The following is a 13852-nucleotide window of genomic DNA, read 5'->3' on the forward strand; positions in this document are numbered from 1 at the left end:
TTGTTTTAATAGCTTATTTTTTATTCTATTTGTAACGAATATCGGGACGAAACGAGTGAAAAGAATGATGTGATTTGCCTGTTCATCATTATGATTATTCGTTAGAATAAGCAGATTTTTCAGTTCAAGTTATAACATTTATAAAAGGTGAATGATGAAAGCCTCTATTATCAGTAAATTAGAAACATTAGATGAGCGTTATGAAGAGTTACAGGCGTTGCTTGGCGACCCTTCAGTAATCAATGATCAGGAGAAATTCAGAGCATATTCAAAAGAGTATTCACAGTTGGAAGATGTGGTGAAATGTTTTGCTCGTTGGAAACAGCTTAATAGTGATTTGCAAGAGGCACAAATTCTACTTGATGATCCGAGTATGAAAGAGATGGCGGAAGAGGAAATCGCCCATTGTACTCAAGGCATCGAAGAGAGCGAACAACAGTTACAGATCCTATTGTTGCCGAAAGATCCGAATGATGAATATAACTGTTATTTAGAAATTCGTGCCGGAACCGGTGGCGATGAAGCCGGTATTTTTGCCGGCGATTTGTTCAGAATGTACAGCCGTTATGCAGAAAGCAAGCGTTGGCGCACAGAAGTGCTGAGCGCGAATGAGAGCGAGCAGGGCGGATATAAAGAGATTATCGTCAAAATCAGCGGCGAAAATGTTTATGGTCAATTAAAATTTGAATCCGGCGGTCATCGCGTGCAGCGTGTGCCGAAAACGGAATCTCAAGGTCGAATTCATACTTCAGCCTGTACTGTAGCTGTAATGCCGGAATTGCCGGAATCTGCCTTGCCGGAAATTAATCCTGCCGATTTGCGTATTGATACTTATCGTTCATCCGGTGCCGGTGGTCAGCACGTTAATACCACCGATTCTGCGGTGCGTATTACTCATATTCCAACCGGTATTGTGGTGGAATGTCAGGATGAACGTTCACAACATAAAAATAAAGCGAAAGCGATGTCGGTGTTGGCATCCCGATTAGTGCAGGCGGAAGAGGAGCGTAAAGCCGCAGAGCAAGCGGATACTCGACGTAGTTTGTTAGGATCGGGTGATCGTTCCGATAAAATTCGTACATACAACTATCCGCAAGGGCGTGTTACCGATCACCGCATCAATTTAACTTTATACCGTTTGGACGAGATTATGAACGGAAAAATTGATGATTTGATCCAGCCGATCATTACTGAATATCAAGCGGAACAGCTTGCTGCTTTATCTGAAAATGAGTAATGCGCCCTTGAATTATCAGCAGTGGCTGCAACAGGCGGTTGCACGATTAAGTGTTGAGCAGAGTAGTGAGGACGCGAAAATAGATGCAAATGCCTTGTTGTGTTTTGTGACTGAGAAAAGCAAAGCACAAATTATGGCATTTGCGGAAACACGATTAAGTGAAGCGCAGCAGCAACGCTTGGAACTGTTGCTGCAACGTCGTCTGCAAGGCGAGCCGATCGCCTATATTCTCGGTGAAAAAGGGTTTTGGAGTTTAGATTTGTTGGTTTCGCCGGTAACGCTGATTCCAAGAGCCGATACCGAATGTTTGGTGGAAACCGCATTATCGCTATTGCAGCACTATTCAAGCGAAGCAGCGTTATCGATTTTGGATTTAGGCACAGGAACAGGGGCGATTGCGCTAGCGTTGGCAGCTGAATTAACACAACAAAAGCGGGCTTATCGTATTATTGGCGTAGATCGTGTGGCTGAAACAGTGTTGTTGGCAAAACAAAATGGGCAACGTAACCATTTAACCAATGTTGAGTTTATGCAGAGTGATTGGTTTTCATCCTTGCCGCCACAAAAATTTGATTTGATTGTCAGTAATCCACCTTATATTGCCGAAAATGATCCGCATCTTAAACAAGGGGATGTGCGTTTTGAACCGTTATCCGCATTGGTAGCAAAAAAAGAAGGATTAGCGGATATTGAACGAATTATCGAGCAAGCAACCACATTTATGAAGACCGGTGGATATTTGTTGATTGAGCACGGTTGGCAGCAGGCGGAAGCTGTGCAGGCACTGTTTAAGCGTTATAATTGGTGTGCGGTAAGAACCGTTTTAGATTATGGTGGCAATCAGCGCGTCACCTATGCAAAGTGGGATAGGTAGTATGGAAAAAAATAGAATAATAGAGAATGATGAGGCGCTTAGAATCGCCTTAGAAAGAGAAAAAGCAGGGAAATATTTATTAAATCAACTTATCTCTTTTAATCAAATTATTGATGCCGATTTCAAGAAAAGCAGTATCTATTCCAGATTAGGGCATTTGATTCGTGAATTCGGCAAATTTATTGACGGGGAAACAGATGTCAAAATGCGAGTACATCTGTTGCTTCAATTTTTTTATGGGGAAAAAGGCTTTTTTTGTGATCGTGAAACCTATTTTCACGCCTCCAATCTGATGTTGCCTCACGTCTTCGCCACTAAAGAGGGAACGCCGGCGGTGTTAGGGTCAATATTGCTTTTTATTGCCGCTAATTTTCATTTGCCGATACGTGGCGTGAATTTCCCGACACAATTTTTATTGCGCGTGGATGTGGATGATGAAGTCGCTTTTATCGACCCTTGGAATGGTAAATATGTTTCTCAGGAAACTATCCAAACGTGGTTGGAGGGCTATCTTGGCTTCGGCACCCCGTTATCGGAAGAGTATGTCGGTGTCGGTGATCTCATCGATTTGGAAGATCGGATGTATCAAGTGCTAAAAAGTGCGTTAATTCGTGAAGGGCGTAATGAACAGGCGTTAGCATTGATTGAACATCGTTTATCGGAAACACCTGACGATCCTTATGAAATTCGAGATCGTGGTGTGGTGTACGGCAATATGGAATGTTTTCATTTGGCAGTGCCGGATTTAACCTATTTCGTTGAACAGTGTCCACAAGATCCGGTGGCGCCGCTCATCAGATTGCAATTACAGGATTTAAAACATATTCCTTATTCATTTCAATAAGTTATAGGAAATATTTATGCAAAATAAAATGGTAAAGGTAGGCAATATCGAGATCGCGAATGACAAACCGTTTGTGCTGTTCGGCGGTATGAATGTGTTGGAAAGTCGTGATATGGCGATGCAAGTTTGTGAACAATATGTTAAAGTGACAGACAAGTTAAAGGTGCCGTATATCTTTAAAGCCTCTTTTGATAAAGCCAATCGTTCTTCGATTTACTCTTATCGTGGTCCGGGAATGGAAGAGGGGTTAAAAATTTTTGAAGAATTAAAGCAAACTTTCGGTGTGAAAATCATTACTGATGTGCACGAAATTTATCAATGCCAGCCGGTTGCTGAGGTGGTGGATATTATCCAATTGCCGGCATTTTTAGCTCGCCAAACCGATTTAGTGGAAGCAATGGCGCGCACCGGTGCGGTGATTAATGTGAAAAAACCGCAGTTTTTAAGCCCGGGCCAAATGGGAAATATCGTTGAAAAAATTAAAGAGTGCGGTAATGATAAAGTGATTTTGTGTGATCGCGGGACTAACTTTGGTTACGACAATTTAGTGGTAGATATGTTAGGTTTCAGCATTATGAAACAGGTATCGCAAGGTTGTCCGGTGATTTTTGATGTAACGCATTCTTTACAGTGTCGTGATCCATTCGGTGCTGCATCAGGTGGTCGCCGCGCACAGGTGACCGAATTGGCAAGAGCCGGTTTGGCAGTCGGTTTAGCAGGCTTGTTCTTGGAAGCACATCCGGAACCGGCAAAAGCCAAATGTGACGGTCCTTCCGCACTGCCTTTAGATAAACTTGAACCGTTTGTGGCGCAAATGAAAGCGGTGGACGATTTAGTGAAAAGTTTTGCGGAGTTAGATACTTCAAATTAAACAGAATTCGCCATAAATGCGATAAAAATGCGTTTAATCGTAACGTTAAATAAAGAGCATCATTTCCGACTAATATAAGGAGCCGAATATGAAAATTGTATTTTTAGACAGTACCGCTATTCCTAAGCATATCCCGATTCCTCGCCCGAAGTTTGAACACGAATGGGTGGAATATGAATATACGCCGGCGGATCAGGTGATCGAACGGATGCAGGACGCAGAAATTGCCGTTACCAGTAAGGTGATTTTTAGTCGAGAAGTGATGCAACAATTGCCAAAATTGAAACTGATTGCGATCACAGCGACCGGCACCAATAATGTTGATCTTAATGCCGCAAAAGAGTTGGGCATTGTCGTTAAAAATGTTACCGGATACTCTTCCGTTACTGTACCGGAACACGTGCTCGGTATGATTTATGCTTTACGCCACAGCTTGATGGGGTGGTATCGAGATCAGCTCACTGATAAATGGGTGGAATGCAAACAGTTTTGTTATTTCGATTATCCGGTAAAAGATGTAAAAGGATCAGTCTTAGGTATTTTCGGGCGTGGTAATTTAGGGCGTGAAGTCGGACGTTTGGCAGAACTGCTCGGAATGAAAGTGCTGTTCGCTGAACATCGTGGTGCAGAAACTGTCCGTGAAGGCTATACCAAATTTGAAGAGGTGTTGGCACAAGCTGATATTATTACCTTGCATTGTCCATTGACTGAAACCACACAAAATTTAATTAATCGTGAAACATTGGCACTTTGCAAGGACGGTGCGTTGTTGATCAATACCGGTCGTGGGCCGTTGGTGGATGAACAGGCAGTGTTTGAAGCGCTGTCTTCCGGAAAATTATCGGGCGCCGCATTGGATGTGATGCGTCAAGAACCACCGGAAAAAGGCAATGTGTTAATGGAAGCGGCGAAGCGTTTACCGAATTTATTGATTACTCCGCATATTGCGTGGGCATCGGATTCTGCGGTAACCACTTTGGTGAATAAGGTGACACAAAATATTGAAGAATTTGTCGCAACCGGCAAATAAGCATTGAGCTTACAACAGCTATAAATCAAAGAATGGGTGTGTTTTCGCACCCATATTTTTATTGGATTTAAATAAAACAGCTTTTTAGGGTAGAAAATAAGGAAAATTATGTCGGTAAACGTCCCATTAATGGTGGCATTACGTTATTGGCGTTCTAAAAGCGGCGATCGCTTCGGTCGCTTAGTGACGCGTTTGGCAGGTGTCGGAATCACTTTAGGCGTTATGGCATTAATTATTGTGCTATCGGTGATGAACGGATTGGAAAATTACCAGAAACAAAATGTACTGGAGAATATTCCGCAAGCGATCATTGCTCCGCAACAAGCGCCATTCTCGTTAACACAAGATCAACTGCCGAAATTACCGAAATTTGTGACTAAAGTTGTGCCGATTAATCGTGCAAATGTGATTATGCAAAGCAGTGATGGCTTAAGTGCAGCGCAATTAATTGGGGTACAACAGCGTCAGGATGATCCGTTACTAAACGGCATTAATGAAAAATTAACAACCTTGTTGCCGGCAGGAGAATTTAATCTGATCATCGGTGCACAGCTGGCACGTCAAAATAACTTGGTTGTCGGTGATAAAGTGCGATTATTGATTCCGGAAAACAGTGTTTATACACCGTTAGGGCGTGTGCCGATGCAGCGTTTATTCACAGTGGCAGCGATTTATCCTGACTGGAGTGCAGATAATCAGGTCTTTGCCGCTTTGCAGGATGTGGGGAGATTATTACGCTTAAAGCCGGATCAAGTGCAGGGGCAACGTCTGTTTTTACAAGATCCTTTCTTAATTACTGAATTACCGAACTATTTCCCACCTGATAAATGGCAGATTGATGATTGGCGCAGTCAAAAAGGGGAATTTTTCCAGTCGGTAAAAATGGAAAAAAATATGATGTCGCTGTTAGTCAGTCTTATTATTTTGGTGGCGATTGCCAATATTGTAACGTCATTAAGCTTAATGGTATTGGACAAACAGAGTGAAATTGCCATTTTACAAACGCAAGGTTTTACCCGTTTGCAGGTGATGGCGATTTTTATCTATCAAGGGATGTTGATCGGAGTTTTAAGTACACTGATCGGTGCCATATTGGGCATACTTGCCACAATTTACCTCACGCCGATGCTCAGTTGGTTTAATCCATTAGGTTTCCCGTTACCGACCGCAATAGATGCGGCACAAGTTACCGTTATCATTTTATTTTCATTAACTTTATCTTTTATTTCAACGCTTTATCCGGCATATCGAGCAGCAAAAATTGAACCGGCGGAGGCGTTACGCTATGAGTAAATTTATGACAGATACCACTAATCAGACACAACCTTTGTTGGCGTGCCGGCAGCTTTCTAAGACTTATCAAGAGGGCGACAAGGCAACGACTGTGTTACAGAATATCTCTTTTCAGTTATATCGAGGCGATTTAACCGCCATTGTCGGCAGTTCCGGATCAGGGAAAAGTACGTTATTGCATCTGTTGGGCGGATTGGATAAACCCTCTTCGGGCGAGGTTTTTTTAAACGGTGCGCAACTATCGACACTTTCCGATCGTCAAGTGGCGCAGTTACGCAATCGCCATTTAGGATTTGTCTATCAATTTCACCATTTAATGGCAGATTTCACCGCATTGGAAAATGCAGCAATGCCAATGTTGATTGCCGGAAAAGATCGCCAAGAAGCGTACCAACAGGCAGAAGCGATGTTAAAAGCGGTAGGCTTGACTCATCGTATTAATCATCGCCCTTCGGCATTGTCAGGTGGTGAACGACAACGCGTCGCTATTGCCAGAGCGTTGGTGAATAATCCTGATTTAGTGTTGGCAGATGAACCGACCGGCAATCTTGACCAAAAAACAACAGAAAATATTTTTGAATTAATTCAACAACTTAATCAAGAGAAAAATATTGCCTTTTTATTGGTAACACACGATTTATCGTTAGCAGCGAAGTTACAGAAAAAATATCTGATGCGTGACGGCATACTCAGCATTGAGGAACATTTATGATGAATACGCCGTTTTTTATCAGCTGGCGTTATCAGCGAGCGAAACAGAAAAATCGCTTAGTTTCATTGATTTCGTGGTTTTCAACCTTAGGCATTGCGTTAGGCGTTGCCGTTTTAATTATCGGTTTAAGCGCAATGAACGGCTTTCAACGAGAATTGGATCAACGCATTTTGGCGGTTGTGCCACATATTGATATCAGCGGTTATCAAAAAGAGCCAATTCAAAATTGGCAAAAATTAGTACAAACGTTGCGCACGAACAGCGAGGTTAAAGGCATTTCGCCTTATGTGACTTTCACGACTTTGGCGGAAGCCGGCGGTAAATTAAAAGTGATTCAAGTGAAAGGCGTTGAACCTCAATTATTGCAACAAGTGAGTGCAGTCGGGCAATTTGTATTGGATGGGCATTGGCAAACTTTTTCCAAACAGAATCAAGGCATTATCTTAGGTTATGGCATTGCCAAAGATCTCAATGTTAATGTCGGCGATTGGGTATCTTTATTGGTGTCTAACCAAAATCAGCAGGAACTCAACAAAATGACACAACCGCAACACCATCGTTTGCAGGTTGCCGGTATTTTGCGTTTAGACGGGCAACTCGATCACAGTTATGCTTTTATTCCGTTGGCATTGGCGCAGCAATATCTTGATTATCAACCCACACAGGTAAGCGGTGTTGAGATTGCCGTTCATTCACCTTTTGCTGTCAATGAGTTTGATTTTTCCGCACTGGCGGATTATCCGCAAGCCTTAACCGCACACAGCTGGATTGAGCGTTTCGGTTATATGTATCGTGATATTTCATTAATCAAAAGCGTGATGTACCTCGCAATGGTGCTGGTGATTGGCATTGCCTGTTTTAATATTATTTCCACCTTAATTATGGCGGTGAAAGATAAACAGGGCGACATTGCCATTTTGCGCACATTAGGGGCGAACAGTAGCTTTATCCGCCGAATTTTCCTTTGGTATGGTCTATTTTCCGGAATGAAAGGCTGTTTATGGGGGATTATTTTAGGCATTGTGGTGGCACTGAACTTAACCGAGATTATCTACGCGATTGAAAAAATCTTCCATACTAAAATTTTATCGGACGGCGTCTATTTTATTGATTTTATGCCGAGTGAATTGCATTTCACCGATGTTGGTTTAGTTTTTGTAGCCACTTTGCTGTTAAGTTTGCTTGCTTCACTTTACCCGGCAATTCGTGCGGCAAAATTACAACCGGCAAAAGTTTTAAATAATCATTAAAAAAGTGTTGAAAATAAAACTCCATATGCTAGTATTTGCACTAGTTTAGTAGTACATAAAAACAAGAGAGTAATTAAATGGCAGTGATTAAAAAAGATATTCGTATTGAAAACGATGATGTCCGTATTGCAAAAGTAGAACAACTCCTTCCACCGATTGCCTTGTTGGAAAAGTATCCGGCAAGTAAAACGGCAGCAAAAACCGTTAAACAGGCGCGTCAAGCAGTGCATAACATTTTACACAAAGAAGATGATCGTTTATTGGTTGTTATCGGGCCTTGTTCAATTCACGATCCTGAAGCGGCATTGGATTATGCGAAACGTTTAAAAGTGTTGCGTGAAGAACTCAAAGGTGAATTGGAAGTGATTATGCGCGTCTATTTTGAAAAACCGCGTACAACAGTGGGTTGGAAAGGGTTAATTAATGATCCGCATCTAGATCACACCTATGCACTGAATGATGGCTTGCGAATGGCACGTAAATTATTATTAGACATCAACGATCTCGGTGTACCCTCTGCCGGCGAATTTCTCGATATGATCACACCACAATATATTGCTGATTTTATGAGCTGGGGGGCAATCGGCGCAAGAACGACCGAATCTCAAGTGCATCGTGAATTGGCTTCCGGCTTATCCTGTGCGGTCGGTTTCAAAAACGGCACCAACGGCGGCGTAAAAATTGCGCTTGACGCTATCGGTGCCGCAGAAGCAGGGCACTATTTCTTGTCCGTTACCAAATTCGGTCATTCAGCGATTGTTGCCACCAAAGGAAATAATGATTGCCATATTATTTTACGTGGCGGTGATAAAGGTCCGAATTACTCAAAAGAACACGTTTTAAAAGTGGCAAATGACATTGAAAAAAGTGGCAGAATTCCGCACGTAATGATCGATTTTAGCCACGCAAACAGTTCAAAACAGTTTAAAAAACAACTTGAAGTGTGTGATGATGTTTGTCGTCAATTAAGCGAAGGTTCAACACATATTTTCGGTGTAATGGTTGAAAGTAATATTGTTGAAGGTCGCCAAGATATTATTGACGGCAAAAAATCACTGGTTTACGGGCAAAGCGTTACTGATGCTTGTATCGGTTGGGAAGATACCGAAAAAGTGTTGTATGATCTCGCAGCAGCAGTAAAAGCCAGACGAGCAAAACTTGCTTAATTATTCTCAAAAGATGGGGTGAAATATTCACCCCAAATTTTTATCCTATAAAAATTATTCTCTTCCCGGAAGTTTTTTCCAAGTGACTTCATTGCGTAAATAGACCGGTTCGAGTGCGGTGGCAGAGATGGAGTTATTTTGGGCATAGGCTAGTTTTGCAAGAGATAACATATATTTAGCGGAAGGTAAAGTGATGTTGCTCTCTTTGGCAGAAACAGCGGAAAGCTCGGGATATGCCGCCCAACCGGTGCCGACTTTAAGTGCATTTTCATAGTTTGCAGTTAATTGTGAAAGCAAATTTTGTGGCGCAATCACTTGTTCTTCAATAACGGTTTGCCAATGATCATATTGTACGCCGTTTATCGTAACGGCTTGATATTGCAGTTGTGAAAAATAGACCTCATTCATTCTGGCATCAATAGCACTTAGCACACTTTGCGCTTGTTGTTGTTCATAAGCGGCTTGTGCCATAGCGGTTAATGTTGAGACAGGGTAGAGCGGTAAATCTGCGCCCAATGCCAACCCTTGTGCAACGGAAACGCCAACACGCACACCGGTAAAACTGCCGGGGCCACGCCCTAACACAATGCCATCCACTTGAGTCAGTTTAATGTCGGATTGTTGCAGTAATTGATCGATCATCGGCAAAATACGCTGAGTATGTGTGCGTTGTGCGATTTCATCGAAAAAAGTCACTTCATTGTTAAAAAGTAATGCAACGGAACAGGCTTCAGTTGAAGTGTCCAATGCGAGTAAAGTTGGTTTCATTCTGTTTTATCCTTAATTTTTTGCAAAAAATTGATGACTTTAGTTAAATCCCGAGTGCGTTTTGCCGGTGGCAGGCTTTGTAAAAATTGCTGGCCATAAGGGCGCGTTACAATACGCGAATCACAAATGATGATCGCACCACGGTCGTTAATATCACGAATTAAACGCCCAACGCCCTGTTTTAAGGTAATAATGGTCTCAGGAATTTGAATATCATTGAAGGGATCACCGCCTTGCAGACGACAATCTTCAATGCGTGCTTTGAGCAGCGGCTCGTCCGGTGAAGCAAATGGCAATTTATCAATAATGACCAAAGAAAGCGCATCGCCACGCACATCAATGCCTTCCCAAAAACTTTGGGTTGCGACAAGAACGCTGTGCTTGTTTTGTGTGAATTGTTGCAATAATTTGCTTTTATTGGTTTCGCCTTGCAATAACACATTTAACTGACTGTGTTGGCGAAAGTAATCGGCAAAGCCTTTCATCATAAAAATTGAGGTGCAAAGCACAAAACAGTTGCCTTGATTAGCTTCAATAATCGGCAACAGCATTTGGGCTAATTGTTGTAGCGTGTTGCCACGGTTGCTTGCCGGCAGAAAACGTGGAATGCAGAGCAGTGCCTGTTGTTCATAATTGAACGGGCTATGCAAAATTTTCTTCTGTGCGTTGATAATGCCTAACTCGGCAGCGAAATGGGAAAAATTATCACCGGAATCCAGTGTGGCGGAAGTGAAAATCCACGCTGCTTGCTGTTTTTCCAGCTGTAGCTGAAATTTATCGGCAATGGTTAATGGCGTGATGTGCAGGCTAAACTGTTTGCCGAATGTTTCAAACCAGTAACAGTAGCCGACTTGTTGCACTTGCGCTAAACGGTCGCTGAGTTTGATTAAATCCTCAATGCGTTCGATAATGCGATCCAAGGTTTCGTTACGTTTTTCCCCTTTTTTCGCCACTTCCAACAGAAATTTCAATTTATCCTGTAATTGTTGGAATGCTTTGGCAATTTCAGTGTTGGAAAAGAGTTGGCGTAAATCACCACGTTGATTATCCAAACCAAAGGTTAAGCGGAAATCCTGTGTGATTTTTTCCAATAGATCGCTTGCTTTGCCTAATTGCGTCATATCTTTCAGTTCAGAGCGGTAAACCAGATTAATATCACGGCAAAGCTCAAAAATTTGGCGTGAGCTAAGGGTTTCACCGAAATATTGGCAGGCGACAGTCGGCAGTTGGTGCGCTTCATCAAAAATAATCACATCGGCATTCGGAATAAGCTCTCCGAAACCGTTCTCTTTGATCGCCATATCGGCGAAAAAGAGATGATGATTGATCACCACTAAATCGGCTTCAATCGCTTTTTGTCGGGCTTTCAACACAAAACAATCTTTATAAAAAGGGCAATCTGCACCAAGGCAGCTTTCTGTGGTGCTGACCAGTTGCGGAATAATGGCACTGTCTTCCGGCAAGGCATTACATTCGCTTAAATCGCCGGATTTGGTAGCATTGCGCCATTTTTGCACCGCTTTTAAATCTTTTAATAGCGAACGATCACCTAAAATGCCGCGATGGTAAATTTTATCCATTCGATCTAAACAGAGATAATTGGCTCTTCCTTTAAGCAGTGCGATTTTACCGCTGAACTTCATCGCTTTAATAATAGTGGGTAAATCGCGTTGAAATAGTTGATCTTGTAGATTTTTAGAGCCGGTGGAAATAATGGTTTTTTCTTTATTGAGCAGTGCCGGAATTAAATAGGCAAAAGTTTTGCCGGTACCGGTGCCGGCTTCAACAATGAGTTGTGATTGTTTTTCTATGGTATTTAATACGGCTGTCGCCATTTCAAGTTGTTCGCGGCGAGGCTGAAACTTGGCGATAGATTTACTGAGTAAGCCATCGGTGGAGAAAATTTGTTGTAGTTGTTGGATTTTTGACATTTTTACCAGTAATTTTTTAGAAAAGTTTTAACTATCTCAATAAATGAAAGGATTTTCAGATTATAACTTTTTTTCACGCACTAATCGATCTATGCTAACGCCAATATTTTTCGATTAGTTTTTGAGGTATAAATAATGACATTTTCGCTGTTAAACAAAATGCAGTTTATTGAACAGATCCATCCGAATATTTCGCTACAACGCTACAATGAAATTTCAATGATTGTGGTGGAACACGAAAGCGGTCGGGCGATTGTTTCGTTACAGGGTGCGCAGTTATTAAGTTGGCAACCTAAATATGCGGCGCAGGATCTATTATGGTTGAGCGATGCCGAACCTTTTAAACAGGGGGTGGCAATTCGTGGCGGTATGCCGATCTGTTATCCGTGGTTTGGAGCAAATGGCGAACCGGCACACGGTTTTGCGCGCTTGCGTCAATGGGTGCTAAGTGATTGGCAAGTGTCTGAACACGAAGTGAAGTTAATTTTTGGCTTGTATTCTGAAAATAATATTGCGATTGCTCGGGTGAGAATGTCATTTTCCGAAGACTGCCGTGTTAAATTTACGCAATTAGATAACAGTGAAGCACAAGTGGCGTTGCATACCTATTTTAATATTGGTGATATTGAGCAAACGACGATTTTCGGCTTGCCAAAACATTGCTTTGATTCGGCAGCCAAAGAGGAGATTGATGTGGCATCACCATTGTCAATTCGTCAGCATACAGATTATATCTATTCCGGCGAAAACCGTATTAATCATATCGAAGATAAAGCGAATGCCCGTTTTATTGAGGTGGAACACCATAATGCGAGCAATGTGGTGGTGTGGAATCCGTGGCACAAAGCCACCAGTGCAATGAGTGAACAGGGATATCGCACAATGCTTTGTGTGGAAACCGCACGAATCGATCAAAAGATTAAACAGGGCGATGCCATTGAAGTGCGGATTGCACAGCAATAATTCAGAAAAATCTGTCTAACGGTGAATTAATGCGGTTAGACAGATTTTCATCAAAATTATTCTTTCCAAACAATATGATATTGCCGATCCTGCTCTTGATGTGAAATCAAGATTTTGGCAAAAACATCATCCATTTCATCATTATCATTAATTAATCCGACCCAAACTTCAGCAAACTCCTCCGGATCAATCAACACGCCGATTTCATTGTCCCAATCATCACTGGTTTCAACCATTTCAACCGCACCACGTTGTTCAAATTGCAGGTTAAATAATAAAATATCAGCCGGATCAAGATTTTCCGGTGCCATTTCAAGAAAAATATCATAGGCGATATCAATTGCCGTATCCGGATCGAGTTTTTGCATTTCAGTCATAAAAATACCCTTTGTCAGTGAAATTAAACGAATAGTTCATAAATATGAACATCTAAAAATTGTTGGTGTTTATAGCCGACCTGATGCAGCGTACCGACTTTATTGAAACCAAACTTCTGATGCAAACTAATGCTTGCCTGATTCGTGCCGGTAATTAATGACACGATTAAATGGGTGGCGTTATCTTTTTTAGCCAGATCAATCACCGCGAGCATTAATTGTGAAGCAATACCTTGTCGGCGCGCGGATGGGGCAATATAGACGGAAAGTTCAACTGTTGAATTGTATGCGGCTTTCTCTGCATAGCGAGAAAGTGAAGCATAACCAAGCACTTCACCGTCTTGTTCAGCAACCAACAGTGGATGATTATTTTTGTTATGTTCATCAAACCAACTTTGTCTTTCAGCTAACGATTTAGGTTGCAAATCAAAAGTGGCAACGCCATTGAGGATTTCGTGGTTATAAATCGCCAATAATGCCGGCAGATCTTGCTGTTGTGCCGGGCGAATAAGAGTAGTAGGCATCTTTTTCTCCTT

Annotated in this window: 14 protein-coding genes; 10 read left to right on the plus strand and 4 right to left on the minus strand. The window is 42.0% G+C overall.

The genetic code is table 11. The annotated features are described in order from the left end of the window. Positions 1–154: 154 nt before the first annotated feature. From prfA to aroG, 9 genes are all read left to right on the plus strand, one after another. Positions 155–1237 (plus strand): peptide chain release factor 1, encoded by a 1083-nt coding sequence (prfA, locus tag A3EO_RS0101320; protein WP_013746987.1) that lies wholly within the window; start codon positions 155–157, stop codon positions 1235–1237. A 7-nt stretch (positions 1238–1244) separates the two neighbouring features. After that, a complete protein-coding gene (prmC, locus tag A3EO_RS0101325; protein ID WP_026210931.1) occupies positions 1245–2111 on the plus strand; it encodes a peptide chain release factor N(5)-glutamine methyltransferase in 867 nt (288 codons plus the stop codon). A 1-nt stretch (position 2112) separates the two neighbouring features. Further along, entirely contained in the window at positions 2113–2955 is an 843-nt protein-coding gene (locus A3EO_RS0101330) for a SirB1 family protein (protein ID WP_018345663.1), read from the plus strand. A gap of 16 nt (positions 2956–2971) precedes the next feature. After that, complete coding sequence (gene kdsA / locus A3EO_RS0101335) at positions 2972–3826, plus strand: 3-deoxy-8-phosphooctulonate synthase (protein WP_013746990.1); 855 nt, start codon at positions 2972–2974, stop codon at positions 3824–3826. Between the two features lie 88 nt (positions 3827–3914). Continuing rightward, positions 3915–4856, plus strand: a complete 942-nt coding sequence (locus A3EO_RS0101340; protein ID WP_018345664.1) for a 2-hydroxyacid dehydrogenase — start codon at positions 3915–3917, stop codon at positions 4854–4856. 108 nt (positions 4857–4964) lie between these two features. Then, positions 4965–6149 (plus strand): lipoprotein-releasing ABC transporter permease subunit, encoded by a 1185-nt coding sequence (locus A3EO_RS0101345; RefSeq protein WP_018345665.1) that lies wholly within the window; start codon positions 4965–4967, stop codon positions 6147–6149. After that, the gene (gene lolD / locus A3EO_RS0101350; RefSeq protein ID WP_018345666.1) at positions 6142–6861 is read left to right on the plus strand and encodes a lipoprotein-releasing ABC transporter ATP-binding protein LolD; all 720 of its coding nucleotides are present in this window, start codon (positions 6142–6144) and stop codon (positions 6859–6861) included. Before A3EO_RS0101345 ends, lolD begins: the two co-directional genes overlap by 8 nt. Next, on the plus strand, positions 6861–8111 hold the full coding sequence (lolE, locus tag A3EO_RS0101355) for a lipoprotein-releasing ABC transporter permease subunit LolE (RefSeq protein WP_026210934.1): 1251 nt from the start codon (positions 6861–6863) through the stop codon (positions 8109–8111). The genes lolD and lolE overlap by 1 nt, the downstream gene beginning before the upstream one ends. A 77-nt stretch (positions 8112–8188) precedes the next feature. Then, positions 8189–9277, plus strand: a complete 1089-nt coding sequence (gene aroG / locus A3EO_RS0101360) for a 3-deoxy-7-phosphoheptulonate synthase AroG (protein ID WP_018345668.1) — start codon at positions 8189–8191, stop codon at positions 9275–9277. Between the two features lie 54 nt (positions 9278–9331). On the opposite strand, the gene tsaB is transcribed toward aroG, so the two are convergent. Next, the gene (gene tsaB, locus A3EO_RS0101365) at positions 9332–10045 is read right to left on the minus strand and encodes a tRNA (adenosine(37)-N6)-threonylcarbamoyltransferase complex dimerization subunit type 1 TsaB (protein WP_018345669.1); all 714 of its coding nucleotides are present in this window, start codon (positions 10043–10045) and stop codon (positions 9332–9334) included. Beyond that, positions 10042–11976, minus strand: coding sequence for an ATP-dependent DNA helicase (locus tag A3EO_RS0101370; RefSeq protein ID WP_018345670.1), 1935 nt, complete (start codon positions 11974–11976; stop codon positions 10042–10044). Before A3EO_RS0101370 ends, tsaB begins: the two co-directional genes overlap by 4 nt. 135 nt (positions 11977–12111) lie before the next feature. On the opposite strand from A3EO_RS0101370, the gene A3EO_RS0101375 reads away from it, so the two are divergent. Beyond that, positions 12112–12939, plus strand: coding sequence for a D-hexose-6-phosphate mutarotase (locus A3EO_RS0101375; protein WP_013746998.1), 828 nt, complete (start codon positions 12112–12114; stop codon positions 12937–12939). Between the two features lie 56 nt (positions 12940–12995). Here the strand turns inward: A3EO_RS0101375 and A3EO_RS0101380 are convergent, their stop codons facing one another. Further along, complete coding sequence (locus tag A3EO_RS0101380; RefSeq protein ID WP_013746999.1) at positions 12996–13316, minus strand: HI1450 family dsDNA-mimic protein; 321 nt, start codon at positions 13314–13316, stop codon at positions 12996–12998. Between the two features lie 23 nt (positions 13317–13339). Further along, positions 13340–13840 carry a GNAT family N-acetyltransferase gene (locus tag A3EO_RS0101385; RefSeq protein ID WP_018345671.1) on the minus strand — a complete coding sequence of 167 codons (501 nt, stop codon included), beginning with the start codon at positions 13838–13840 and terminating at the stop codon, positions 13340–13342. Between the last annotated feature and the right edge of the window lie 12 nt (positions 13841–13852).

The sequence above is a fragment of the Gallibacterium anatis DSM 16844 = F 149 genome, assembly GCF_000379785.1.
Taxonomy (GTDB): Bacteria; Pseudomonadota; Gammaproteobacteria; order Enterobacterales; family Pasteurellaceae; genus Gallibacterium; species Gallibacterium anatis.